At 31.0% G+C, this 25,832-nt stretch carries 27 protein-coding genes and 1 pseudogene; 9 read left to right on the forward strand and 19 right to left on the reverse strand.

All coding sequences use genetic code 11. The features are described 5' to 3' along the window. Position 1: 1 nt before the first annotated feature. From CCE28_RS01350 to spoVAE, 4 genes are read left to right on the forward strand one after another with little or no spacing between them, the layout of a single operon-like run. Positions 2 to 862 (forward strand): DUF421 domain-containing protein, encoded by an 861-nt coding sequence (locus tag CCE28_RS01350; protein ID WP_095130200.1) that lies wholly within the window; start codon positions 2 to 4, stop codon positions 860 to 862. Positions 863 to 876: 14 nt separating this feature from the next. After that, the gene (spoVAC, locus tag CCE28_RS01355) at positions 877 to 1,356 is read left to right on the forward strand and encodes a stage V sporulation protein AC (RefSeq protein WP_095130202.1); all 480 of its coding nucleotides are present in this window, start codon (positions 877 to 879) and stop codon (positions 1,354 to 1,356) included. Beyond that, positions 1,357 to 2,358 (forward strand): stage V sporulation protein AD, encoded by a 1,002-nt coding sequence (spoVAD, locus tag CCE28_RS01360; protein WP_095130204.1) that lies wholly within the window; start codon positions 1,357 to 1,359, stop codon positions 2,356 to 2,358. It abuts the gene before it with no gap. Positions 2,359 to 2,375: 17 nt separating this feature from the next. After that, positions 2,376 to 2,729, forward strand: a complete 354-nt coding sequence (gene spoVAE, locus CCE28_RS01365; RefSeq protein WP_095130206.1) for a stage V sporulation protein AE — start codon at positions 2,376 to 2,378, stop codon at positions 2,727 to 2,729. A 267-nt stretch (positions 2,730 to 2,996) separates the two neighbouring features. Here spoVAE and CCE28_RS01370 read toward each other — a convergent pair whose 3' ends face one another. After that, positions 2,997 to 3,209 carry an alpha/beta-type small acid-soluble spore protein gene (locus CCE28_RS01370; protein ID WP_095130208.1) on the reverse strand — a complete coding sequence of 71 codons (213 nt, stop codon included), beginning with the start codon at positions 3,207 to 3,209 and terminating at the stop codon, positions 2,997 to 2,999. Between the two features lie 154 nt (positions 3,210 to 3,363). After that, a complete protein-coding gene (locus CCE28_RS01375) occupies positions 3,364 to 5,181 on the reverse strand; it encodes an S-layer homology domain-containing protein (RefSeq protein ID WP_095130210.1) in 1,818 nt (605 codons plus the stop codon). Positions 5,182 to 5,721: 540 nt separating this feature from the next. Here CCE28_RS01375 and CCE28_RS01380 point away from each other — a divergent pair. Both CCE28_RS01380 and CCE28_RS01385 read left to right on the forward strand, forming a co-directional pair. After that, a complete protein-coding gene (locus CCE28_RS01380; RefSeq protein ID WP_095130212.1) occupies positions 5,722 to 5,901 on the forward strand; it encodes a hypothetical protein in 180 nt (59 codons plus the stop codon). Positions 5,902 to 6,068: 167 nt separating this feature from the next. After that, positions 6,069 to 6,593, forward strand: a complete 525-nt coding sequence (locus tag CCE28_RS01385) for a phosphatase PAP2 family protein (RefSeq protein WP_095130214.1) — start codon at positions 6,069 to 6,071, stop codon at positions 6,591 to 6,593. Between the two features lie 347 nt (positions 6,594 to 6,940). Here CCE28_RS01385 and CCE28_RS01390 read toward each other — a convergent pair whose 3' ends face one another. The 5 genes and pseudogenes from CCE28_RS01390 to CCE28_RS01415 all read right to left on the reverse strand — a co-directional run. Then, positions 6,941 to 7,147 carry a hypothetical protein gene (locus tag CCE28_RS01390; protein ID WP_095130216.1) on the reverse strand — a complete coding sequence of 69 codons (207 nt, stop codon included), beginning with the start codon at positions 7,145 to 7,147 and terminating at the stop codon, positions 6,941 to 6,943. Between the two features lie 205 nt (positions 7,148 to 7,352). After that, complete coding sequence (locus tag CCE28_RS01395) at positions 7,353 to 7,556, reverse strand: BRO family protein (RefSeq protein ID WP_095130218.1); 204 nt, start codon at positions 7,554 to 7,556, stop codon at positions 7,353 to 7,355. A 129-nt stretch (positions 7,557 to 7,685) separates the two neighbouring features. After that, positions 7,686 to 7,877 carry a hypothetical protein gene (locus CCE28_RS01400; RefSeq protein WP_095130220.1) on the reverse strand — a complete coding sequence of 64 codons (192 nt, stop codon included), beginning with the start codon at positions 7,875 to 7,877 and terminating at the stop codon, positions 7,686 to 7,688. A 340-nt stretch (positions 7,878 to 8,217) separates the two neighbouring features. Beyond that, positions 8,218 to 8,514, reverse strand: coding sequence for a DUF1492 domain-containing protein (locus tag CCE28_RS01405; RefSeq protein WP_095130222.1), 297 nt, complete (start codon positions 8,512 to 8,514; stop codon positions 8,218 to 8,220). Positions 8,515 to 9,516: 1,002 nt separating this feature from the next. After that, a pseudogene (locus tag CCE28_RS01415) lies at positions 9,517 to 9,921 on the reverse strand (Holliday junction resolvase RecU); the annotation flags it as partial. Positions 9,922 to 10,377: 456 nt separating this feature from the next. Here CCE28_RS01415 and CCE28_RS01420 point away from each other — a divergent pair. Together CCE28_RS01420 and CCE28_RS01425 are read left to right on the forward strand one after the other, a co-directional pair. Beyond that, positions 10,378 to 10,875 (forward strand): ribosomal-processing cysteine protease Prp, encoded by a 498-nt coding sequence (locus CCE28_RS01420; protein ID WP_176461588.1) that lies wholly within the window; start codon positions 10,378 to 10,380, stop codon positions 10,873 to 10,875. 532 nt (positions 10,876 to 11,407) lie between these two features. After that, on the forward strand, positions 11,408 to 11,650 hold the full coding sequence (locus CCE28_RS01425) for a thioredoxin family protein (RefSeq protein WP_207652834.1): 243 nt from the start codon (positions 11,408 to 11,410) through the stop codon (positions 11,648 to 11,650). A 221-nt stretch (positions 11,651 to 11,871) separates the two neighbouring features. Here CCE28_RS01425 and CCE28_RS01430 read toward each other — a convergent pair whose 3' ends face one another. The 6 genes from CCE28_RS01430 to CCE28_RS01455 all read right to left on the reverse strand — a co-directional run bounded on the left by CCE28_RS01430 (position 11,872) and on the right by CCE28_RS01455 (position 17,977). Then, complete coding sequence (locus tag CCE28_RS01430; protein ID WP_095130228.1) at positions 11,872 to 12,294, reverse strand: VOC family protein; 423 nt, start codon at positions 12,292 to 12,294, stop codon at positions 11,872 to 11,874. Between the two features lie 352 nt (positions 12,295 to 12,646). Further along, positions 12,647 to 13,030 carry an aspartate 1-decarboxylase gene (gene panD, locus CCE28_RS01435; protein WP_095130230.1) on the reverse strand — a complete coding sequence of 128 codons (384 nt, stop codon included), beginning with the start codon at positions 13,028 to 13,030 and terminating at the stop codon, positions 12,647 to 12,649. A 4-nt stretch (positions 13,031 to 13,034) separates the two neighbouring features. After that, positions 13,035 to 13,883, reverse strand: a complete 849-nt coding sequence (gene panC / locus CCE28_RS01440; protein ID WP_095130232.1) for a pantoate--beta-alanine ligase — start codon at positions 13,881 to 13,883, stop codon at positions 13,035 to 13,037. 32 nt (positions 13,884 to 13,915) lie between these two features. Beyond that, complete coding sequence (gene panB / locus CCE28_RS01445; protein WP_095130234.1) at positions 13,916 to 14,752, reverse strand: 3-methyl-2-oxobutanoate hydroxymethyltransferase; 837 nt, start codon at positions 14,750 to 14,752, stop codon at positions 13,916 to 13,918. Positions 14,753 to 14,754: 2 nt separating this feature from the next. Beyond that, positions 14,755 to 15,654 carry a Rossmann-like and DUF2520 domain-containing protein gene (locus tag CCE28_RS01450; protein WP_095130236.1) on the reverse strand — a complete coding sequence of 300 codons (900 nt, stop codon included), beginning with the start codon at positions 15,652 to 15,654 and terminating at the stop codon, positions 14,755 to 14,757. Between the two features lie 601 nt (positions 15,655 to 16,255). Next, positions 16,256 to 17,977, reverse strand: a complete 1,722-nt coding sequence (locus CCE28_RS01455) for a PQQ-binding-like beta-propeller repeat protein (RefSeq protein ID WP_242972862.1) — start codon at positions 17,975 to 17,977, stop codon at positions 16,256 to 16,258. Between the two features lie 407 nt (positions 17,978 to 18,384). Here CCE28_RS01455 and CCE28_RS01460 point away from each other — a divergent pair, with 407 nt between their 5' ends. After that, positions 18,385 to 18,630: a DUF3243 domain-containing protein gene (locus tag CCE28_RS01460; RefSeq protein ID WP_095130238.1), complete on the forward strand. Its 246-nt coding sequence runs from the start codon at positions 18,385 to 18,387 to the stop codon at positions 18,628 to 18,630. Positions 18,631 to 18,810: 180 nt separating this feature from the next. Here the strand turns inward: CCE28_RS01460 and CCE28_RS01465 are convergent, their stop codons facing one another. The 6 genes from CCE28_RS01465 to CCE28_RS01485 all read right to left on the reverse strand — a co-directional run bounded on the left by CCE28_RS01465 (position 18,811) and on the right by CCE28_RS01485 (position 25,010). Continuing rightward, positions 18,811 to 19,296 (reverse strand): hypothetical protein, encoded by a 486-nt coding sequence (locus CCE28_RS01465; protein ID WP_095130240.1) that lies wholly within the window; start codon positions 19,294 to 19,296, stop codon positions 18,811 to 18,813. Positions 19,297 to 19,477: 181 nt separating this feature from the next. Then, entirely contained in the window at positions 19,478 to 21,325 is a 1,848-nt protein-coding gene (locus tag CCE28_RS01470; protein ID WP_095130242.1) for an LTA synthase family protein, read from the reverse strand. Positions 21,326 to 21,796: 471 nt separating this feature from the next. After that, positions 21,797 to 23,272: a protein adenylyltransferase SelO gene (locus CCE28_RS01475; protein ID WP_095130244.1), complete on the reverse strand. Its 1,476-nt coding sequence runs from the start codon at positions 23,270 to 23,272 to the stop codon at positions 21,797 to 21,799. 285 nt (positions 23,273 to 23,557) lie between these two features. Then, positions 23,558 to 23,857, reverse strand: coding sequence for a S1C family serine protease (locus CCE28_RS01480; protein ID WP_242972864.1), 300 nt, complete (start codon positions 23,855 to 23,857; stop codon positions 23,558 to 23,560). After that, positions 23,854 to 23,976, reverse strand: coding sequence for a hypothetical protein (locus CCE28_RS22650; protein WP_278277499.1), 123 nt, complete (start codon positions 23,974 to 23,976; stop codon positions 23,854 to 23,856). The genes CCE28_RS01480 and CCE28_RS22650 overlap by 4 nt, the downstream gene beginning before the upstream one ends. Positions 23,977 to 24,368: 392 nt before the next feature. Next, the gene (locus CCE28_RS01485) at positions 24,369 to 25,010 is read right to left on the reverse strand and encodes a hypothetical protein (RefSeq protein WP_095130248.1); all 642 of its coding nucleotides are present in this window, start codon (positions 25,008 to 25,010) and stop codon (positions 24,369 to 24,371) included. Between the last annotated feature and the right edge of the window lie 822 nt (positions 25,011 to 25,832).

Consider the following 25,832-nt stretch of genomic DNA (forward strand, 5'->3'; position numbering starts at 1 on the left):
TATGAAAAACTGGGTTCAAATACTTTTAAGATCCATAGGGTTATTTTTTATAACTTTTGCTTCTATCAGAATAATGGGCAAAAGACAAATAGCTAAAATGACAGCTTTTCAATTTGTTCACTATACTGTTATTGCTATTTTAGCTGCTTTAATTTCTGTAAATATGATTGAAAATTTAGCATTTGGATTAATAGCCCTGTTTATTTGGATTTTACTGCCTATTGCATTAGATTATTTATCATTAAAGAGCAAATGGATCCATGACCTAGTTAATGGAAAGGAAACAATTTTAGTAAAGCAAGGAAAGGTTATGGAAGAAAACTTAAGTCAAGTAAGGCTCACAGGAGAAGAACTTTTAAGGGAACTACGTTCTAATAATGCTTTTAATTTAGCAGATGTTGAATTTGCTGTAATGGAATCAACAGGAGAAATAAATATACTATTAAAATCAGAGAAACAACCTGTTACCTCTTATGATTTAGGAAAAAAAGTATCACCTCAAAGTGAACCACAAACAGTAATTTTAGATGGAAATATACTTGATGAACCCCTAAGTAATAGGGGACTTAATCAAGGTTGGCTAACAACACAATTAAAGGCTTTAGGGATTTCTTTAGACAATGTGTTTATAGCCCAAGTAGATTCTTCTGGTGATTTATACATAGATCTATTTGATGATTCTTTACAAATTTCTCAGCCTAAAGTAAAAGAACTGCTCTATGCCAATCTTGAAAAAAGTCAAGCTGATCTTCTTTCATTTTCTCTAGAAACAGATAATAAGAAAGCAAAAGCCATGTATTCAAATAATGCAGATAAACTTGAAAAAATTATAAAAAAACTAGAACCTTATTTATTACATTAGAAGGTGATGAATGAATGTCAAGTAAAAAAAATAAAAAATTAACACCAACACAACAAGAGTACCAAGCCTTTGCACAAGCTAGAGAGCCAAAGAGAAAAATTTTACGTAATAGTTTGAGAGCATTTGTGGCTGGTGGGATAATCTGTACAATAGGTCAAGGATTACAGTGGATGTTTATCAAGTATTTTGATTTTACAGAAACAACAGCGGGAAATCCTGCTACTGCAGTTTTGATTATAATTTCTGTTTTGCTTACAGGATTAGGTGTGTATGATAAAATCGCTCAATGGGCTGGAGCTGGAACAGTTATTCCAGTCACAGGTTTTGCCAATACAGTAGCCTCTGCCGCTATTGAACATCGAAGTGAAGGATTTGTATTAGGTGTAGGCGGAAATATGTTTAAACTAGCTGGTTCAGTAATCGCTTACGGTGTTTTTTCTGCTTTTGTTGTTGCTCTTATAAAAATTACAATTACATGGTTAGGTGGGATGTAAATGCTTAAAGGACATCAAACATGGGTTTTCGAATCTAAACCTGTTATATTATCATCTGCTGCTGTTGGAGGACCTTTTGAGGCTCAAGGAAACCTGGCTGAAGATTTTGATATCCTTCATGAAGATTTATGGTTAGGACAAGATAGCTTTGAAAAGGCAGAAAAAAAGATGTTAGAAGAAGCCTGTGAAAAAGCAATTGAAAAAGCAGGAAAGAAAAAAGAAGATATTCAATTTTTTATTAGTGGAGATTTGATGAATCAGATAATTTCCAGTAGTTTCACAGCTCGAACCATTGGTGCACCTTATTTGGGTATATTTGGCGCTTGTTCAAGTTCAATGGAAGGTTTGTCTCTAGCTTCTTTACTTGTAGATAGCAAATCTGCAGAATATGTTGTAGCTGGAGCATGTAGTCACAATGCAGCATCTGAAAAGCAGTTCAGATACCCAACAGAATATGGTTCTCAAAAACCTCCTACAGCCCAGTGGACTGTAACTGGAGCAGGAGCCGTATTGTTAGGTAGGAATGGTAAAGGTCCACGAGTTACCTCGGCTACTATTGGAAGAGTAATAGATATGGGAATTTCAGATCCTTTTAATATGGGAGCAGCTATGGCTCCAGCAGCTGTTGATACAATAGAGGCTCATTTTAGAGATTTGAATATTGATCCATCTTATTACGATGTGATTGCTACAGGAGATCTGGGGCAAGTTGGACATAGAATTGCTGGTGATTTATTGATAAAACATGGACTTAAAATTCCACCTGAAATATTTACAGATTGTGGAATATTAATATACAAAAAAGAACAGCCTGTTATGTCAGGAGGCAGTGGCTGTGGATGTTCTGCCTCAGTTACATATGGACACTTTTTAAATCGTATGCGAAAAGGTGAATTAAAAAGAATACTAATTGTAGCAACGGGTGCGTTAATGTCACCCATGTCATATCAGCAAAAGGAAAGCATACCGTGTATTGCTCACGCAGTATCTATAGAAATATAGAAAAGAGGTGTTAGGTTTTGGAAAAATTTATTTGGTCCTTTATTGTTGGTGGAGCAATATGTGTAATAGCACAACTAATGATGGATATATTCAGGCTTACTCCGGCTCATACAACAAGTACCTTAGTCGTAGTAGGAGCCATACTAGGAGGACTTGGTTTATATGAGCCATTAATAAAATTCGCAGGCGCAGGCGCATCTGTACCAATAAGTAGTTTTGGCAACGCTCTAGTAAAAGGTGCATTAGCAGAAGCGGAGAGAAATGGAGTCATTGGGGTACTCACAGGAATTTTTGAAGTAACCAGTGCAGGTGTTTCTGCTGCGATAATCTTTGGATTTATGGGAGCATTAGTATTTAAACCTAAAGGTTAATAAATTAATATTTTTTAAAATTTTAATATAATATTTTGTAACGAACATAGTAGCATTGATTCCTATATCATTATTCTTTGGAATTTTTAAAGATGATATAGGAATTTTCTATATGTATGTCTTTTCTTTTATTTATGTTGAATCTAGTCTTACCTTAAAATATATTTATCAGAGTTATAATAAATATGATCAATAAATAAAAAAACGTCCGTTCCAGCATTTTGTTAAGTTTAAACAATTGCTGATCGGACCGATAATATTCATAAATTACTTTTTATTTATCAACTGTTTTTCAGCCATTTCTACCAATTTTCTTGTCATTTGCCCACCAACATAGCCTCCAAAAAATACATTGCTACCAGATGATAAGGTGCCTTTATTATTAGAAGGGTCATTGGTTATTCCTAATTCATTTGCAATTTCATATTTCATTTGACTTAATGCCTTTATTGCATTTTGGTCTATTGGACCTTTAACCATATTGATTTCACCTCTTTTTCTTATATTTTTTGCACCTTTTGATTTTCCATACAGTATAAATTTTAACAAGTATATACTAAAATTTTCATATAGAATAAATGACTAAGGTATTCTAACCTTAGCCATTTATTTTTATTATCTATTATTTATTTTTTTAATGAGAAACTTGAATCTCAGATTTATTAGGAGCTGTTATTTCTATTTCTTTTCCAATATTTTTAAAATCAACATTTATTAACATATTTACATCTATTTTTTCTGTCTCATCTTCAATAACTCCATTAAAAGCAAAAACCTCTTTTACTATTTCGTGCTTGTCATTAATATAAATTTCTATTATATATTTAATATTATTATCATAAACTTCTTCTAAAATTGGCTTTAGATATCCATAATTTCCTTCTATCATTAGAGATTTAATCTGATCATTATCTAATTTTATAACGTATTTAGTTGTAGTTAAACCATCTATTTCTACTTCACCTTCATTTGTAATAGAATAGTCTTTATAATCTATATAAAGATTTCTATCTATAACAATCCCTTGAGCTTCACTATCCTCTGGTATAACTCCATTCGCTTCCTGTTCTATCCATGTCCCCTCATCAAAATCCTTAACATAAAGTATTTTATTTAACAATATTACTCCATACGTCTTTTCAATAGACTCTTGATTTGGGTCTGAACCATCTATAGCTAGATTAATGGTGCTTTCAAAGTTTTCTTCATTAATTTTATAATATTCATTATAACGTACATTTGAGTAATCACCAGTTCCTCTACCTCGAACATTCAAGTTCATATTAGAACTCATTTCACCTTTATAAGGGAAATATACATATTTTCTTAAGGTAAAATAAAGACTAGGATGTGTTGGAGCATTGTCATCTCTCAAATAAACTATATTCTTTGGCTTGTCCATATAATATTCCATTCCAAAGAATTCACTTATTTGTTTAAAAGGAACTAGAATCGTCCCATTAACTTTTTTAGGTGTGGCTTCTAATACTATTAGCTTATCCTTATACTCTGCTTCATTTTCATATGGATCCCCTTGTATATTCTTATAAGCATTATTATAATCAGATTTAAACATAATATTTTTATACTCATTATTAGGAGGACTTTGAGGTCTTTCCATGAACACTGATCCAATTTTATCAAAATATGAAGAATGGAAACTTGCAAATAAATACTTATCAAAAAAGCTTATGGGAACTAAAATAACGCCATCTTCAATAACAGGTTCAATATCAAATTTTATCTTATCTCCATTAAAATAGACTTGTAGCTCTTTCTTTGAATCTTTATTTCTAAATTGTTCTAGTATTTTTTCCTTATTCTTTATGAATTTATCCATTACTACTGCTACTTGTTCCCTTTTAGCATATCCTTTAGGAGCAAAAGTATTAGCTCCCACTCCACTCATAAGTCCAGTAGCTAGAGTAATTTCTACTTTATCTTTGGCCCAATCTGATACTTGTTCCTTATCATTAAGATTGTTTACATGCTCTAATTCTTGCTTTTCTGTTAAACCTAAAGCATTAATAAACATTGTAGCCATTTGTTCACGAGTACATTCTTTATCTCTTCCAAATTCATCAGCTGATAACCCTCTTATAATACCCTCTCTATATGCTGCCTCAACGTACTTAAAGGCCCAGTGATCTTTAGGTACATCCTTGAAAGTCGCATTGTCTGGTAAATTATTTGTATCAATCTCTAAGACTTTAACAATCATTGTTATGATTTCTGAACGAGTAACAGGTTTATAAGGCTTAAAATTTCCATTTTGATCACCATTAATAATATCCATTTCTGATAAAGTGATTATTGACTCCTTTGCATAGTTAGAGCTTAAATTTAGATCTTTAATAATTATTTCTTCAGCAAATCCAATATTAATAAATGCAGAACATATTAATATTGTTATCATAATGATTTGGACAGTTTTTATTTTAAACGTCTTCATTTCGCACCTCCTAGATCATATTTAGTTAAATAACACCACTTCCAACAATTAAATCCATAAAACATATGGTTTAAATGCAGCATCAATCTCTTTTATATGATGCTTAGTCCTTACTCCCCTTGCATAATCTAACTATACCTATTTTTTAGATTTTATTTTAATTTCATTCCATATATTTACACCCTAAGTTAATAGATATTAACAAGACATAAGAAACTATTTTATCATAATTATGTAACTAATCTAGTGTTAGTTTTTTCCACAATATATTCTCCACTTATTTCTTAATGGAAAATAAAAAAGTCTTCTCTTTTACAGTAAAGACTTTTTTGTGTATTATTACATATCTTATTTATCTTTTCATACTAGTTCTACACATGACTGCAATTCCTAAAAGTAATTCTTAATTTCATAGCTCATGAGATTTTTCTCCCCTGGTCCAATCACTTAAATTCTTTCAAATGCAAATATTTACATATTAAAATAGGTCCCTAAATAAATATATTTTAACGAATATTATAGAAAGGAGGCTTGTTATTAATGCTATATAGAGTTGAACCTGTAAACCCGTCACCTTATGTTAAAAATGATTACTATAACGGTCTGGATTGGAGTAATTCAAAAAATAACCCTGCTAAATATACTGACACACAAAAAAGTTTTTCAGACGTTTTTAAAGAAGCTATTTCCCAAAATACTTCCAATGAGAATAATGATTAGCCATCGTAACGACAGTATTTTTATGCTGTCATTCTTTTTTTGTTTTCATTATAATTAATTTTCTTACCCAAACACATTTAGTACTGTTGGTAAATAATCCTTTGCTTAACAAAAAGTAATATAAAAAAAATTTTCAAATATAATTAGTACTGAAGGGAGTTTTTTATATGCTTCAATTACTTAATGAACTTGATAAAAACATAGTTATATATATACATAACAATATTCAAATCCATTCATTAAATTCTCCTATGGCATTCATCACTAAAATAAGTGATTATGGTTTTATTTGGATGATTTTAATTTGCATTTTGATGGCTTCTAAAAAATATAGAAAAATTGGTTATATTGTAGCCTTCTCTTTTTTACTTTCCAGAATTGAAGTTCATGCAATAAAAGAACTTGTAAAACGTCCAAGACCTTTTATTGAAATTACATATTTAAATATATATATTTCCAAACCAACTTCATCCTCTTTTCCTTCAGGTCATGCAATTTCATCCTTTGCTACAATAGGTGTTTTAGTCAATATGATAAGTAATAAATGTTACAAACTTATACTCATATTTACAGCTTTTTTAATTTCTATTTCTAGATTATATTTAATGGTACATTATCCATCAGATCTAATAGTTGGAATTTTATTAGGTCTTCTTTCCTCAAGAATTACTCTTAGAGTATTCAAAATATAAAAACTTTTTTAGTCTGATAAACTAATTCTTTAGTTATTTGCAATGTTTTCTATATATGTTATGTCACTAATTTCTGTATGTTCTACATTTCATAGATAGTTTCTAGTAGCCTTTTTATAATTTCTTAGCTTTACCATTTTCTTTTCTTAACATTTTGTCTAGCTTTATACCATTCATACTGCAGCTTATTCTGCCTTTTCTTTACTTTGTTTTGCTACATCTCCTGGTATTTTTCCTTTTGTTAATCATCACTGTAATCAGTGCTACTATTACATTTCTTTCTTAGTTCTTCTAAATATCCATCATAATGTTTGTTTTGAATATGAAAAAAGAGTCCTATCGGACTCTTATATTGAATTTGTTAATATTATGGAAATTGCTTTTCCATCTTCTACATCTTCAAATATTTTGTCTTCTATAAGAAAATATTTGTCTTCTGAACCTATTTTATCTGACATCATTAATCCTATTAATTCGGTCTGTGTCAATTCTATATCTTTCATATCTAACTCAAAATCAGCAGGATATATTAACCTTACTTTTATTTTATTCATGACTATACCTCCTTTTCACTTTAATATTCTTCATAAAACGGTAAAAAAATATTCTCCATAGGACAATAAAACCTGTATTAATCACTCGCAAATTTCGACACCTAATAGTTAAGAAAAGACTTACATTTTTTACAAATACAATTAACTACTAAACATTTAGTTGTCGAACTCTGCCGCTTACCATGTTTCTAGTTCATAAATATATTTAAATTTCTTCTATCAATATCTCACCTCTATTATTTAAATGTGTATCAGAATTTCGGTTGTAACCTTTAGTTACATCTGAATCTTTGAACTTTCTTTTATACTTGTCTCTTATGTTTGGTAATACTTTTCTTTTATTCACTAAATCTAAAACTTTCCCTACGTCAGAAGCATGGAACCACACCTCTTTATCATTCCATATCATTCTAACATCATACTCCTTTAAATTGCTAACATGTTAACAACTCCCTTTTAAACATTTGCATTAAAAAAGACACCTTTTACAGCGTCTTAAATAAATTATTTATTTTGTTGAAATGAAAAAAGTGAGCTTTCACTCTCTTTCTTCTGGCGCACTACTTGTAGCTCCTGCAGTATTTATTTGATTCATTTCCTCAGTTACTAGTGCAGATTTAAGGTTTAATTCATGAGACTTTAATTCATAAATATCTTCTACTGCTCCTGCATCTACAGAGTTTCTTATTGCTTTTATTTCTCGCTCTTTATTTATATCATTTCTTTTCATGTAAACACCCCTATTTTAGTATTTGATATATCCATAAATGATATGTAGTATTGTTTTGGATAAGATAATTATTATATTTTAAAAATATTGAAAGGTTATCTAAATTATCATTTGCAATCCCATTAGGATTACTTCTTAAATATTCACTATACAAGGGAAAAATAGTATTTAGTGTGAAAATAGTATTTACATTTTAATATAATTTATGTAATCTTTGTTTTCACTAATCCTTTATATATAAAATAGAGTGCAGCTAAGGGGGACTTAAACTACACTTTTGAGGTAACAAATTGTTCTATATTTTATTCTACTCAGTATATAACAAAAGACTGCCGATTTCTCAACTGCCTTTGTGAGGGAACAGGATAGTTATGTAGAATCTTTTTATATCAAATATTCTTATGGCAAACTTTCTTATAGCCTTCTCCTTTAAATTATAGATGTTTCTCCTACTGTACTCCATTTTTTCCGCTATTTCATCCTTATCTAACTTGTCTATATACCAATATTTAAGTAGCCCCCCTAATTGCTCTCCGTCCTCATACATTTCTTCTAAAGTAGCATTTATTTCAGCCAACTTCTCCTCTGTCTCCTTTTTCATTTCCATGTAACACTTTAATCTATATGCTATATCCATTATGTCCTCTGCCACCTACCCTGCGGCATATCCTCTATAACAATGACCTTGGCATCACTAGGAGCTCCACTCCATTTCAATTTAGTAAATTCACATTAATTCCCCCTTATGTCTTCAAACTTATATTTAACGTCTTACATAGTATTTCTGAATTTTTTCTTTTTTTTAACATTTTCTGGATATTTGTTGATGTTATGAATATACTAGTAGTTTATCTATTTTTTGCATAATCCTATAAGTTAGAGCATATAAATGTAAACAAGTCAAATCTTGAAAAAGGGGTGTTATATTATGGATTTAATCTTTAACATTGGACTCTTAACTACATTTGCTCTTTGTGCTTGGGTGATATTTTCTAGATTATAAATATTTATACACTTATCCTATATTTTGTTAATAATTTTTACTTTTCTTAAAGATATGCATTAATTGTTATACCTCGTCTTACTTTCAACTTTAGTAATTACCTATAAATTTTTATTTTAAACCATCACTTATGGTTTGATAATTTGTTTTTACGGTTTAAGTTTGGTAAATATCTTATAACACCTATTGTAATTAAAGTTTTTAAAATATTGGGAGCGTAAAAACGCTCCTTTTTCCATTATGTCTCATTTTAACCACTTTACCTGCAAATCTTCATTTATTGTAAATCCACACTTATTTGCAATATTTTCTACATAAGATAATCACTTCTTAGCGAATAGTTTTTACATATCCCTTTTATTATCTTTGTACTTATTAGAACAATTTCAGTATAATTATAATTGCTATAAGCCTATAAGCTCTGATAGCACAATCTATTTTATAAAAAAATTTATATCTAATAAAACAGGAGGTGGACATGAAGTGGACATAATGAAGTTTCTTAATTTTCCTTTGATATTTGGTCTAATAGTATCAATTCTTACAATTGTAAAACCTTCATTTTTTTGGAATAGTAGAAAAGCTACACGACATAGAGATCTTTTAGGAGATACCATCACATCAATTCTTTACTTATCAATTGGTATATGGGGATTTTATGAAGGTATATCGAAACTTATTTAATTTTTTATTTTGATACTGGAGGATTCTCCAGTATTTTTTCCCTTTAAAATTCCTCAATAATTCCCCCTTTATAAACAATATCATCAGGTCTTTAGGTATATAATTAAAACTTCGTTTTCTTTTGTTCTCTTGCCATCTGTCCCAATGATCTATAACTATATTTCTTGGGATTAAAAATCTCTTATCTAATTTTTTCATGTAGCATAATATAAAGCTTGTCTCACCCATGGCTATGGCTGTTCTCATGTACTCTATTTGATAGAGCTCTATGTTCTTAAGCGACAACCCCTTATCATCTAAAGTCTCCTTGCAATCAAAAGATATTGAGATACCGCCCTTTACAGTTCCCCTAAAATCTAGGGTATTCTCCCTTCAGGATAAGCTGATATTATCTGTTTACCTTGCCTTACTATATTCCAAGGAATACTGATCTTTTGAATTAATACTATTCCACTGTTTGTGCAAGTGGTATTTGATAAGATCACCTCATGCTCCAACATTTTCCCTTTGTTGGCCATCCTGTGATTTTTAATATATCTGCCTTTTCCATTGCCTATTTCAGTCTTACTCCACCACTAGGATCTTCTCCAAGCACTAACCCGTATTAATGACTTCTCTATTTGTATTATCCCATTACATTATTGTGCTATAATATTATATTGTGTAGTAATAATTTGTAATATTAATATGAAGAGTTTATTAAATTAGATGAGATTATTTTTTATATGAACGAATTAGATTGTACTGAAATATATAGACTCTAATCGAGTGTAAACACATTATATAGAATATTTTTAAAGGAGGTTTATGATTATGAAAAGAAGCTTAAAAGTTGCAATTGTTTTTTTTATTATTATTTCATCAGTTATTGTGGGATGCGCTCAAAGTGATTCAAAATCTCAAGATGCAAAACAGTTTTCAAATGCAGAAATTGTTCTCTCCGAATTACCTGCATATAATGGTGAGCAATATGAAGGAGTTATTGTAAAAGTATATGTTAATAATGAAAATGTCATTTATGGTTATGAGATAGAAGGTTCTACGGGCTATTATAAATATGGAGAAGACATTGTTGCTGCAGGAATATCCACAATAGGTCAAAATACTTTAAATTCTATAAAGATATTTACTGAAGATAAAGTAGAAGAAAAAATAGATGTTGAATATTTAAAATGTATCTTACCTAACATGAAGAATAATGATGGAAGTCAAGAAGCAAACGTATTATTAAATTCAGCAGTCCTAGGATTATATTCAATTCAAGTTAGTTATGGTTCAGAATTTATAAATGTAGTAAAAGTTAAAGAATAATAATATTAGAATAGAATTTCATACTTTCTAGGCAAAGTGGTTTTGTGTGATGTAGTATTTTAAAATAGCTAACAGGATCTATTTTAATAAATACATTAATACTTTAATCAAAATTATGTAGGCATAAAAAATTGACCATAATGTTAAACGAAATAAATTAATTTATAAGTATATGCAAAGGAGAATTAGTACTCTATGAAAACATTAGATTTACTAAGATCGGTGGAAGAATTTATAAAAAATAACAGACTTGCTTTATTATACTTTTCNATTAAATTCAGCAGTCCTAGGATTATATTCAATTCAAGTTAGTTATGGTTCAGAATTTATAAATGTAGTAAAAGTTAAAGAATAATAATATTAGAATAGAATTTCATACTTTCTTATTCAAGGTTTTATTAAAATTATATTTCGGTTCCATATACTTAATAATATTTCAAATCAATATGCTATAGTACCGATGAATCTTATCTTCTAATTGCCTCACACTAATAAATCTCGACTCCCTAATCATTTCCTTTCCNCTCATGATATGTGTAGTGTTTGTCATGATTTATTACCTAAGGTTGAGGATATGCTCCTTCCCTATCCTGAGATCAAGAGCGCTAGAATAGAAATGATTAAATTACCTGAAGCATCAGGTAAATCTTCGATTTTTACTGCACCTACTATTCTTCTTTTTGTTGATGGAAAGGAAATGATTAGGGAGTCGAGATTTATTAGTGTGAGGCAATTAGAAGATAAGATTCATCGGTACTATAGCATATTGATTTGAAATATTATTAAGTATATGGAACCGAAATATAATTTTAATAAAACCTTGAATAAGAAGTAAAAAAACAGCAGTTGAATGCGGTAATGCATAAAGTTTTGTGTAAAAGATCAATAATTCTAAGTAATTATAAATTAAATAAATCACTATTTATGCAAAACTTTATTCATTACCTCAAAATTAGATCTAGAAAAGCTACAAAGATACTCTACTAGAAACTGAAGCTATCCCATTCTCTTGGAAATAGGATGATCTTCATTCAGCTGAAGTAAATCCCATAGATTTCCGTATAAGTCTTTGAAAACAGCTACCATGCCGTATGACTCCTTCTTAGGATCTCTCACAAATTCTATTCCCTTAGAAACCATATCATTGTAGTCTCTCCAGAAATCATCAGTATTAAGAAATAGAAATACTCTACCACCAGTCTGATTACCAATGAAAGATTCTTGTTCAGATTTTGAGGCTCTAGCTAGTAAAATGGTTGTACCCACTGATCCAGGAGGAGATACTACCACCCAACGTTTATCTTGCTCAGGTTGATATGTATCTTCTATCAATGTGAAATTGAGCTTCTTCGTGTAAAACTCTATAGCTTCATCATAGTCTCTAACGACTAGAGCTATATGTACAATTGATTGTTTCATTTTATTATACTCTCCTTTAAATTGTATTTATCCATAACTTTGTATAAAATATATGGTCAGAATGTTTCTTTCCTTAATAAGTTTAATATTTATCATATAAAACATTAGCAAGCATTAGTTTAAGGTATGATTTACATTTCTAATTATAGCATAAATATTTCTAAAATTTGTAATATGGTAGGACTAGATAATTACATAATGTAACAAGATCTAATTTAACTATTAGCCCTAAATAAAAATATACCTTGAGACTATATCCCAAGGTATTTATTATTTATTCGGTTCATAGTTTTGATTTTCTAAAATAAATTTAACTATCTCTAATAAAACACATTCACTACATTATTAAAATTTATTTTATTTGTCCGTGTATCTCACATTCACTTTTCTCAACAATTTTGTTATCTCCATCAACAAATACAACCTTTGGTTTCATAATTTTAGCTTCTTCTTCATCAATCCAACAATAGGCTATAATTATTACATTATCTCCTGCTTGTACCAATCTAGCAGCTGCGCCATTTAGACAGATAACTCCACTATCTGGAGCTCCTTCAATTACATAAGTTTCTAATCTTGCACCATTATTATTGTTTACAATTTGTACACGTTCTCCTGGTAATATACCTGCTGCATCCATTAATGTCTTATCTATTGTAATACTTCCTACATAATTTAAGTTAGCCTCAGTTACTGTTGCTCTGTGTATTTTTCCCTTGTACATATTTAACATCATTATCTTATACCTCCAACCTTATATTATCAATTAATCTAGGCTTGCCCATTTTAACAGCAACTGCGATTAATACATCACCTTCAACTATATGAATATTTTCTAAAGTCTTTCCATTAACAACTTCTACATAATCTATCTCAGCATCTTTTACTGTTTTTATATTCTCCGTGATAAAGGATTTAATCTTTGAAGCTAATCTTTCTCCATCTATTATCATTTTCTCTGCAGCAAATAGAGATTTTGAAAGAATAATTGCCTCTTTCCTTTCATTCTCCTTTAGTAAAGCATTTCTAGAACTAAGTGCCAATCCATCTGCTTCTCTTACAATTGGGCATGGTACAATCTCTATATCCATATTCATATCCCTTACCATTTTCTCTATAACTGCAACCTGTTGTGCATCCTTCTGACCAAAATATGCACGATGAGGCGTTACCATATTAAATAACTTTGATACAATAGTTGTAACCCCTTTAAAGTGTCCTTCCCTTGACTTACCACATAATTGTTTTGTAATTAAGCCTTCCACTTCCAAATAAGTGCTGTATCCATTTGGATACATTTCCTCTACTGATGGTATAAATAATATATCTGCATCTTCAGCCTCAACTAATTTACTGTCCCTATTTAAGTCTCTAGGATAACTATCTAAGTCATCCTTCTTATTAAACTGAGTTGGATTAACAAAAATACTTACAACTACAATATCGTTTTCTTTTTTTGCACTCCTTATTAAAGACAAATGACCCTCATGTAAAAATCCCATGGTTGGAACAAGTCCTATTGAATTTCCTTTGGCTTTTTCTTTTTTTATTTCTGCCCTAAGATCATTTATATGGCTTATTGTTTTCATTTGTTTTTCCCCACTTTCCCCTTGAAAAGTTCTTAATATAATTTTTCAAGTACTTCTTCCTTAATGGTAAATCCATGCTCTTTACCAGGGAATTTTCCTGATTTCATTTCATCTATATAACCATTTGTTGCTTCTTTAATGATACTGCTTAAGTTAGCATACTTCTTAACAAATTTAGGAGTAAAATCACTGAACATGCCTAACATATCCTGTGTTACTAAAACTTGACCATCACAGTGTTTTCCAGCACCTATACCTATAGTAGGTATATCCAATTTTTCAGTTATTATCTTTGATAGTTTCTCTGGGATAGCCTCAAGTACAATGGCGAAAACTCCAGCTTCCTGTAATAGTAAAGCATCTTCAATAATCTCCTTTGCCTGTTCCTCACCCTTTCCTTGTACCTTAAAGCCACCAAACATATTAACAGATTGAGGTGTCAATCCCACATGGCCAATAACCGGAATTTGAGCTTTAACAATGGCTTTCACCTTATCTATTACATTCTTACCGCCTTCAAGCTTAACTGCATGTGCATTACCCTCTTGAATCAATCGACCTGCATTTCTAACACTGTCTTCAATACTCACATGATAAGATAAAAAGGGCATGTCTCCTATAATCATTGCTCTTTTTGCTCCCCTAGAAACTGCCTTGCAATGATGTATCATATCATCTATAGTTACCTGCAATGTATTTTCATATCCAAGGACAACCATCCCAAGGGAATCCCCAACTAGTAGACTATCCACACCAGATTCATCAAGAATCTTCGCCATAGAATAGTCATAGGCAGTTAACATTGATATCTTCTCATCATTATTTTTTGCTTTTAAGAATGAACTTACTGTAAATTTGTTTATAGACATTGTTACACCTCTTTTAAAATTTTTTTCAAATCTTTTATCTTTTGATTATCTTTTAGTTTTCCCTTTTGAGCCAAATCTACTGTTTTTAAACCCATTAATTTATATATTTCTAAACTATCTTTATTTATTTTCTTGAAAGATGAAATATGACTTTTTATTGTTTCAATATCTCCTCTTGCTATGGGACCTGTTAGTGCTTTTTCAGTACCCAGATTGTGAATATTATTAATTGTACCTTCAATAAGGGGAAATAGTGCTCCATAGCCTTCCATTTTGTCTATTCCAATAGATTCAAAAATAGATAAACCATAATCCATAAGTGTGACTAAATAATTAGATACCACACAGGCCGTTGCATGATATAGGCTCTTTTGCTCTGAATTTAATTTAAAGTACTTATTTCCTGTTCCCTTTAAAATACTTTCAATAATTTCAATTTTTTCTTCATCACCTTCTATACTAAATACTGTTTCATTCAAATCCTCAACTGCTTTTTCCACCTGGGCAAAGGACTGAAGAGGGTGTAGAGAATAAACAAAACATGCCTTTAGTTTTGCCTTTTCAAGAATTCGTGAAGAATGAGCACCACTCATATGAACTATTATTTGTCCCTTAGATAACAAGTTTTTTTCTACCAGGCCATTGCATACCTGTTGAATTTTATCATCAGTGGTAGTTATAAAGATAATATCTATATTTTTTATGAGCTCGTTTAGTTCTGTTGATACTTTACTATTTGTTAAACTAGCTGCTTTTTCTGCTGATTCTAGTGTTTTGCTATAATACCCAAATATATTGAAACCTTTTGATTTTAAGTACATACCAAAGGCCGTACCTACTTTCCCAGCACCAATAAAACCAATTTTCACATAATCACATCCAATCAAAAATACCCTTTCCACGTCTGAACAATCCCACAGACACAGAAAGGGTATACTAATTTACTATAAATTAATAATCTAATAAGTATTGATAGTTTTTCCATATGAACAAATATTAAACATGGAAAATAAGTATTATTAAATTACAAAGTTAATAATAGCCTAAAGAGGTCTACTTTAACAATATTTCATATTTAATAATATTTTCTAATCAACTAACATCATAAGTTAATGAAAATTTTTTACTACACTAAAAAGCGTTTTCAGAACACAATTATAGTGTAACTTTATTATCAATACCTTTTCAGTCCCGGTCTAAAAGATCCGCGCAGAGTGTATTTCATAATATTTAGTTATTATTTTATAAATCTAAGGTATAGTTCTTTCGATACTATCCACCATAATTCTACCACGATATAATTGTAAGTTCAATTATTAACTTTTATTTTTATTAATTATATTTTAACTACATCTAAAACTTTTCTAGAATGAATAATAGCCCCTACACAAATTTCCTTTTCATTTATAGATATTCTATGGAATTTCATATTTCTTACTCCTTATAATAAAACCTTATTATTTATTTAATTTCTTTTATAATTCCTAAGATATGCTAATATTCCTAACGTATTTTTATTCCATATATTCTTTGACCCCTTGTTCCTATCACAGCAATGTTTTCAAAGATAGCAGGTGACCCTTCCACATTAGAGCCTAATGATATGGTATCTAGAATTTTGCCTGTAAGTCCTTCTATAAGATTCATGTTCCCTATGGAATCACAAAGAAGAATATATGCCTCTCCTCCTTCAGTGTATATATCAGCCGGGGAGCTCCATGAGTAATTTTTCATATTTATACGCCATATTTCCTCACCAGTATTTTTATCTAAAGCAACTAATAACCCCTTATTGAATCCTCCATAACGAGCAATATTGTATATGACCATATTCTTTATTGAATTTTTCCCAATAATAGGTGTTGCCAAAACTCCTCCGTTATTTGGTCTTTCTCCTAATTTAGAATCACACTTATAGGACTTTTCCCATATTAGTTCTCCTGAGAGAGCATCAATCTTTCTAATATAGCTATAACCTTTAGATCCCTGTTTATCAACTTCACAGGCAGTATACAGCATTACTTTTCCCGGTTCTTCCTCATCTATTGCAATGGTACTATCCGTATCATCTGTAACATTTCTTATCCATACAGGCTTCAAAGTATTAATATCTACACACTGAATCCATCCACCATTATCAGCGAAATAAGCTAAATTTTTATAGACTGCCACTGAATTTTCTATACCTTGATATCTATTTCCTGATATCTTGTATCTATATTTTTTTATCTGTGGATTAATACTTACACTATTGTTTTCATATTCTGTATTTAACTTTGCCTTATAAAATATTCCGTTCTCTCCACCAATAAGCATAGTATCACTTTCTCCATCTACAATTGCTGTTGAATCAAAGGCTGACCAACCCCTGTATGCAAATGCGTCCCTACCATTAATAAACAAGAGTTTTTTATTATTTATTAAGTCAAATATTCTATATCCCATCTCCACCCTTTTCCCGTGGACTTTATTAATTCCTTGGCCTACATATAAAAGTGGTATCCCCCTTGGGTCCACTGTTACACTGCCTTTTATAGGGCCAGGTATTTTGAGCCTATTTCGTGTATGACTGCCATCTTCAAGATCTAAAAAATATACATTACCATCAAGGGTAGCATAAATAACTTCCTTCAGATTGTCCTTCTTTTTCTTATTATCAAAAATATTCATTTTCTCTTTAAGCTCGTTAGGCCACTCTACTATGGCCGGTTGACCATTCCACCCTACACCTGTCCACCTATCAATACCTCCAATAGGTACATTCCATAGAATTTCAAGTTTCTTATCTTTTACTTCCGCATTTCCGTAGCTGGCACTGTTACGAAAATTATTTCCACGAAAACAGGTAACTCCCTTTACCTTTGAATAATCTTTCCAGTCATCCATTATAATTTTGTCCCTTTTCTCTTTACTTATCTGTTCTTCTCCATTTACTTGATAACTTATATTCTCTAATATTGATTTATCTATTTTTTCTAGTGAAATTTCTGCTTCCACATCTTCTTTTATTATTGTATCTGAAGAAGATATATTCTCAATACTGGTGATTGATAAATCATCACTTATTCTATCTTCATCCTTGTCCAATTCCTTCACAAGCTGTGATTGTTCCTTAGTATAAACTGCTTCCTGACATGTTTTTTCATTATCATCCCTTAGGCCAAAACTAAATATTATAAAAAGTGCACATGTACATAACATTATTCCGCTTATTTTATCCCTCATATGTATTTCCCCCATATAGTTTGTCCTACTAATATATATGAGAAGAAATACCAAAAAATGTATATATAATATGTATACTTTATAGATATGATTTTTTCAATTTAATATAAATTGACTATGAGATAGCATATATTAAAAGTTATTGAAATTAGGAAATGTCACAGCAAACTGAAGTTAATTAACATGAGGCATGAACCTATCTAAGAACATTCATATTCTTATATGGGATAGTAACTTTAATGGAAATAACTCTGTATACATTACATTAAATTGTTAAATAATATAATTAGAAAACTTCAACTATAAATTTATACAAATGCACAAATCATTAATAGCTGAGATTTTGAACATGTATAAATTAATTTATGTAATGTTTATCTATAATAAATAACAGGAGGTTAAATGTTATGGGAACACAAAAGGATTGGAATAATTTGAAAACAACCCTTGGAAAAGCAGTAGATATAGGAGAAACTGTAGGCATGTCAGATAAGACAATAACTAATATTGCTGAAAGGGTAGGCACTTTTTTATCAAATAATGTAAACCCTTCAACTGAGGAAGAAAGAATTTTAAAAGAATTATGGGATGTTTCTAATGACAGTGAAAGACAGGTTTTAGCTGGTTTAGTGGTTAAAATGGTAGATAAATAATTAAGAATTCACAATGTCCATAATAAAAGAACTTGATAGCAAAACTATCAAGTTCTCCTATCATAGTAGCTCTACTCATCTCACATTTGCTCAGCGCATTTCTGGAGAAACTAGTTTCCCATCACAGTAATAAAAAAACCACTAATTCTTCTAAAATAAAGAATCAGTGGCCTTTTCACTTTAAGGTCTTTTCTTTCGACTATCAAAAGTATATCTTCTACAACTCCTAGCTCTTACTGACCTACCTCTTGCTGAAGCTCCATATGGACACGGTCCTCCAGGATAGCAAGGATCTTTAGGAGGACAACAAGGTTGTCTCCAAATAATAACTAAAATTAAGAACCATAGAAGTAAACTAACGCCAAACCCAAACCATTGACTTTCAATTTCCTGTGGTGGCGCTGATGGGTTACTCAATAGTATTTTTTTAACTCTTTCGATTCGCTTTAAATGATCATCTGTAATAAGATCATTTGTTTTAGCTATCAAATCTAAGTTGTTTATATATTTTTCTATAGTTTTTTGATCCACGTTAGTTTTAACCTTAGCGATTTGATTCCAAATATATCTATCGGGTTTTGTTCCATACTCATCCATAAATTGATTAAACTCTTCTGTCTTATCAGATGGAAATAGCATAGGCTCAAGCGTATAATGAGCGGCCATTAAAGACACCTCCTCTTTCTATAGCTTATTCGCAATACATAATTAATGGGACTATATTGTAAAAAATTATAAAAAAATCCTTATGAAGTATTTCTCTCATAAGGATTCTGAAAAATGAATCTAAAAATAAAATGATTGATTGTATAAGCAATAGCAATATTATTAACATTTCTAAACAAGTTCACTCAGTTAATAAATAATACTGCATAATTTTATATTTGAGCAGCTTCTCTTCTAGTTCTTCAGATAGATACTCTGTATAGCCTGATGATGTTTTAAAGTGATTACTGCGAGTCATCACTGGCAAATCATTGCATAATTTATTTGAATACTCAAATATAGGTGATGCATTTTCAAATCCCATAAGTTCTAAGAGTATACCACCTAAATAATTTGCATTTATTACCATACCGTCAAAAATATGCATATCATCCATATTTTCTTGTAAATTCACAATCTCTTTATAGGCTTTATTTTGCCAAATTAAGAATGGAACCTTATTCATATTATGCCTTTCCTCAATGGTACCATTGATGTCCATAGGGTATCCTAACTTTTTATATAGATCTAACCCTCTGCCAAAAGAAGGTAGATGATCTCCAAAATACATAAGTACTACGGGTTCATTACTAAGGTTTAAATTATCAGTAAGACGCTTTAATTCAAAGTCAGCGTCTTTTAAACCTTCAAAATAATTTGATACCATATTTATCTCATCTTTATTAAGCAGTTTGTCTGTGTTAAAATTTTGAGTTATTCCATAATACTTCTTCTTGTATGCATAATGATTTTGTATGGTAACACAATGAATAAATATGGGGTTCTTTGAATTTCTTTGATGCTCCCTATATGTATCAATTACTTTGTCTATTGTGGCTTTTTCACTAATATAATAACCTTTCACTGCATTTTGATCAAAATAAGCCTTATGAATAAATTCATCAAAGCCTAGGTGTTTGTATACATTCTGTCTGTTATAAAACCATAAGTCCCCTGGATGGATTGCCATTGTTTTATATCCTTTTTTCTTGAAATCATTAACAAGAGAATCCATTGGTTTTCTTATATACCAGAAAGAAGAAGCATTTTCATTGATATATTTTGTACATAGACCTGTCAAAACATCAAATTCAGTATTTGCAGTGCCTCCACCAAAATTAGGCGTAATAATATAGCCACTTAAACCATCTTTTTTTAATTTTTCAAAATTCTCTAGTGGATAAGTATACCCTTCAAATCTAAGATTCTTATTGTTACATATATCTGAAAAAGCTTCGCCCATAATTAGGATTACATTAACTGCCCTTCTATTAGCTTTGTTTTCAATATTCTTGTAATCATTCAATAATTCTTCAGCCTTTTTCAAACTATATCCATTAGGTTTTTCTATCTTATTTGAGTTAATAAAATACCAAAAGCAATAGACAAACCCCTTTGAATTATAGTGATTCACTTGAGAGCAATCCGTTCCCTTAATATACAGACTATAATATAATTGTGTATCACTATAGACTATTTGATTAAGTATAAAAACGCATAATAAAGTAATAATCACACCACTAACACGAATATATAATTTTAATTTATATGTCCTAATCAATAGTGCTATTAAAATAGATAATATTATACCTATAATCACCATCCTGTATTCAAGGCCCATATTATATTGAAAGGCTTTAATAGACATAATTGCTTCTTTATACAGGCCTAAATCTGCTGGTAAAAAAGGTTCTTGTCTTATAAGAATTTTATACTGATTAATTATTGACGAAAGTATAATAATCCATGATGTACTCAAGATAGAAATACTAATACTTCCCAATAAAAAAAATATAAATAATTCACCCAAAAGAATAGGAAAAAAGTTATAAAGAACTATTATAGGATTTTTCTCTATACACTCTAAGATTTCTGTAATAGAATTAGGTTGTAGTATAAATGCCACACATGTAAGAATCAATGAAACTAAAAACAAGATTATCAAGGATAGATATATATTAAGTTTAAATTGTCTTATACCTCTTAGCATTTTATGCCTCCCCTCAGTCAGTTATTTTTTCTCAAGTAAATTAACTGAGTTGGTCAACTCTATAATTATGCCGTAATTTTATCCAAATCTACTCACTTATCATATCTATTCATTGAATGTACTTTATATTCGTATTAGTACTTTACAACAGGGATATGGTTCTATTTAGACTTACCCAATCATTCTTTGATTTACCCATCCCTTGTCCCTAGAATTAGCACTACATTTCATGGTCTCCTATTCAATTTCCAGTTTCTAATTTCCCTAGCCCAACATTCTGAATATCTTTTTGTAAATTATATAATCCAATATGAAAATAACAGCATAATATAAAAGCTGAACTAAACATTTTAGATAACCCTTTGAAAAATATACATAATAGAAAAAGGGCTATTAATTATGCCCTTTTTCATATAACAGTTATTTTAAATTTTCACTTCACATCAGTTAGCTCATCTAATAGCTTCTAAATTAAGTACCACAAAAGGTTCGGTAAGGGCGGTCTGATGGCGCAGGCAGTGTGGAGTACTCAGCCTGTTCAGCTGAATGTGAATAGGGACACGTAAGAACATTAAGAAGGCGCTCCATCACACTGTAGTCTCCTTGTTTTACCGCGGCTTCTAGTGCTTCTTCTACCCGATGGTTGCGAGGGATTACTGCAGGATTGCTGTTTCGCATCAACTGGTGGGAGGAGGCTTTTGTTTCCTGCTGCCTGCCTAATCTTGCTTGCCACAGCTCATGCCACTGAACAAATTCCTCCGTGCCAAAGAGAGGCGTATCCTCCGGTTTATCAAAAGTTAATGCACGGAAGGTATTGGTATAGTCCGCACCATACTTCTGCATCATACTGAGAAGGCCTTCAATGAGTGATTCATCCTCTGGCTCTTCATTAAATATACCCAGTTTTCCTCTCATTCCCATAAGCCAATTAGAATGATACAATTTGTTAAAATCTGAAATAGCATCCTGGGCCAATTTCACAGCCTGCTCCTGGTTCTCATGGATTAGTGGCAGTAGAGTTTCAGCAAATCTTGCCAGATTCCAGGCGCCAATCTGTGGCTGATTGCCATAGGCATAGCGACCATGCATGTCAATGGAACTAAATACTGTTGCCGGGTCATAGGTATCCATGAAGGCACAAGGACCATAGTCAATGGTTTCTCCACTAATTGTCACGTTATCTGTGTTCATCACCCCATGAATGAAACCAACTAGTTGCCATTTTGAAATAAGCATGGCCTGGCGCTTTATTACTGCCTTAAGTAGGGAAAGATATTTGTTCTCATCAGAGGCAACCTCTGGAAAATGTCTTTCCAGTGTGTAATCAGCTAGAGCCCGAATCTCCTCAACAGTACCCCAGTTTGATGCGTATTGAAAGGTGCCAACGCGTATATGACTGGCGGCCACACGGGTGAGAATTGCACCAGTTTCCTCGGTTTGACGGATTATTGACTCACCAGTTGTCACCACTGCTAGGCTACGAGTGGTAGGAATGCCCAGTGCATACATTGCTTCGCTAATGATATATTCTCGCAGCATGGGTCCAAGTGACGCTCTACCATCGCCTCGGCGGGAGTATGGTGTTCTACCTGAACCCTTGAGCTGGATATCAACTCTCTCACCTGAGGGGGTAATCTGTTCTCCAATTAACAAAGCTCGGCCGTCCCCCAACATGGTAAAATGTCCGAATTGATGCCCTGCATAAGCTTGAGCAAGAGGCAAAGCACCTTTGGGAATCTGATTGCCAGCAAGCACCTCTGTGCCATCATTCTTTTGAAGTGACTGGATGTTCAACCCTAGGGATGTTGCCAAGGGATGATTGATAATGACCAATTTCGGTGAGGTTACAGGGTTTAGGTTGACATTTATAAAAAATGATTTCGGTAGACGAGCATAGCTGTTGTCAAAATTCCATCCTGTTTCTATTATTACGTTTTTCTCTGTCATCGTATCTCCTTTCCTTCTTCTATCTTTTTCTATTCTAGCCTTTTCTTTTACATAAAACAAAGACCATAAATACCCTATGGTTTTTTAGTTTTCTACTTTCTATATGAACACAACATAACTCATTTTTATTATCTGCTTCTGCCACTTTATTATACCCTTCAACACAAAGAGGGCTCCATTTAAATGTTTTTTAGGTATGTACTGGAATCAAAGATAAGCAAAATTTAATTTATAAATAAGCTTAATGGTAAGTGCATATGGATTTTAATTTTCCATATGCCTTTTTTATTTGAGCTTTAATACATTTCCTACAAATTCTTTAATATATTGATCAGGTACAGCCATATTCAAATTTTGCCCATCTAATCCTGCTGTTGTAATTCCTACTAACTTTCCATGCATATTAATCAATGCACCTCCTGAACTTCCTGGAGAAATAGGAGCTGTTATTTGAACCATTTTTATATAATCAAATTCTCTAAATCCTGATACAATCCCATCTGAAATGGTGTTAAACAAACCTAAAGGGCTACCTATAGCTATAATTTTTTGCCCTCTTACCAAACCTAAATCCTTGTCACTCAATCTAATAGGTTTTGTTCTCTTATCAACTTAATTTCATTAAAATGTGAATTCTTCTCCTCTTTTTTCTCCTCTGTGTGATAAAAATCTGCATCAAAATTAGGGCATGCCATCATGGTCATACCCTTTCTCCTTTTATCTTCTTCCTTACTACATTTTAACTACAATAATCATTCCTATCTCCGAACGCCTCTACTACTTCTACTGGATATACATTAGATCTTTTAATATATTCTCTTAAACATGACTTCTTTCTCTTTCAAGCTTCAATATAAAAATACCCTTCTAACTCTTTATTGTGATGGCATTTTGTGTAATATAATATTTTCTGTTTCTTAGGTACAATCAACTGTCCCGTCCTATCTATTCCTTGTTTTTTTGTTAGATTGAAGAGGTTGTTATGTTATTATATATTACTATATACCGCCTATAATACTGTATAAAGCCTTTTCACATATGGAATTCTGCATATCCTTTTATCATAGTAATAAGTACTCATTCTTTTATAAGTAGACTACTCTTGGACAATTCTAGTAGCAGTAACAACTATCTTTTCTATCTTATCTATATTGGCATCACCTATGTCTTCATAAAATTTACTATCTAATGTTGTAATAGTAGTAAACTCATCCTTCGATACATTAATATCTGCTTCAACACCATGAAGTTCAATATTATCAAAGTAACCTCCTATACTTTCAATTGGTAATAGCTTAATATATATTCTATGATTATCAGTAATATCATATTGATACACATTTGTTGCTAATATATTATTTTCTGCTTCAGCATCGAATACTTTCATTGTCATACGATTATCATTACCAAATTTCTCCACACGAATATTGTAAGCAACTGGTTCACTGAACTCTGAAAATTCTGCATTTATACCTTCTTTTGTTCTAGTTTTACATGTCTTTTCTTTATTATTATATATATTTTCAACTTCCATATAATCTCCGTTCATAAATTCAATTTCTAAATGTATTCTTTTGCCTAGCCATTTTTTTCCCATTAATGCTTTTTTTATATCAATATTAGTATTTTCTTTATTACTAGCGTTATTATTACCAATAATATTCTCGGATTTACATCCACACAATATAACCATTAAAACAACCACTACATATACCATTGTAATCTTCTTTTTCTTCAAGATTAATCCCACCCTTTAAGTTTAGTTATGCTATAAATTTACAGCATATGTTTTTTCATTATACCATATTAGTTATTTTTTTCCATTTTCTATATTACAACAATATCTATAATCCCTCCACTACTAATAGCACTTTATAATCATGATTTAAGTTTAGCCGATACATTCGGTTAACTCCATACTAATCGCCTTTTATTACACTCCCAAAATGCAGTAGCTATTTTGATAGTATTGTGAAATCTTATTTATCTTCTCAACTATAATAACTTTTCTCTTTCCACATATTTGTATATTTCTGCATAAAAGTGTGCTCCTCATAAATAAAAACTCCCTCAAACTATAGTCTGAGGGAACATAAGACACTCTTTATTATTTATTTAAAATCTCTATAACTCATTCATTTCAACCTATTTCTTCTCTATCTTCACTACCGTCTCCACATGGGTTTTGATAGAATGATGATAGTTTTTGGCAGAAACACTTTTTTGCGTAAAGGTAGACCCCCTAAAACCATGAAGTCGATTGCAGCGCTGTACTTATTAAACATTTTAACATTTCTAAAAGTGTCTAAATCATATAAAAAAACACTATATTTACTTTTTTCAACAATTCAACACTTCTATTGAATTACTCATTATCCTTAATTTTACCAAATTTAACAAATGATCTATTTTCTAATTTTACAATCTGTTTAATAAGAGGAAGACAAAGGAATGATAAAGTTCCTAAGGTTAAAATTGAGACAAATATAAAACAGTACTTCAATATAACCACCATCGCGTGTGGATTTGCCTGTTCCGAACCTTCGGCACCAAACAAAGA

This window comes from Anaeromicrobium sediminis, assembly GCF_002270055.1.
GTDB classification, from domain to species: Bacteria; Bacillota; Clostridia; order Peptostreptococcales; family Thermotaleaceae; genus Anaeromicrobium; species Anaeromicrobium sediminis.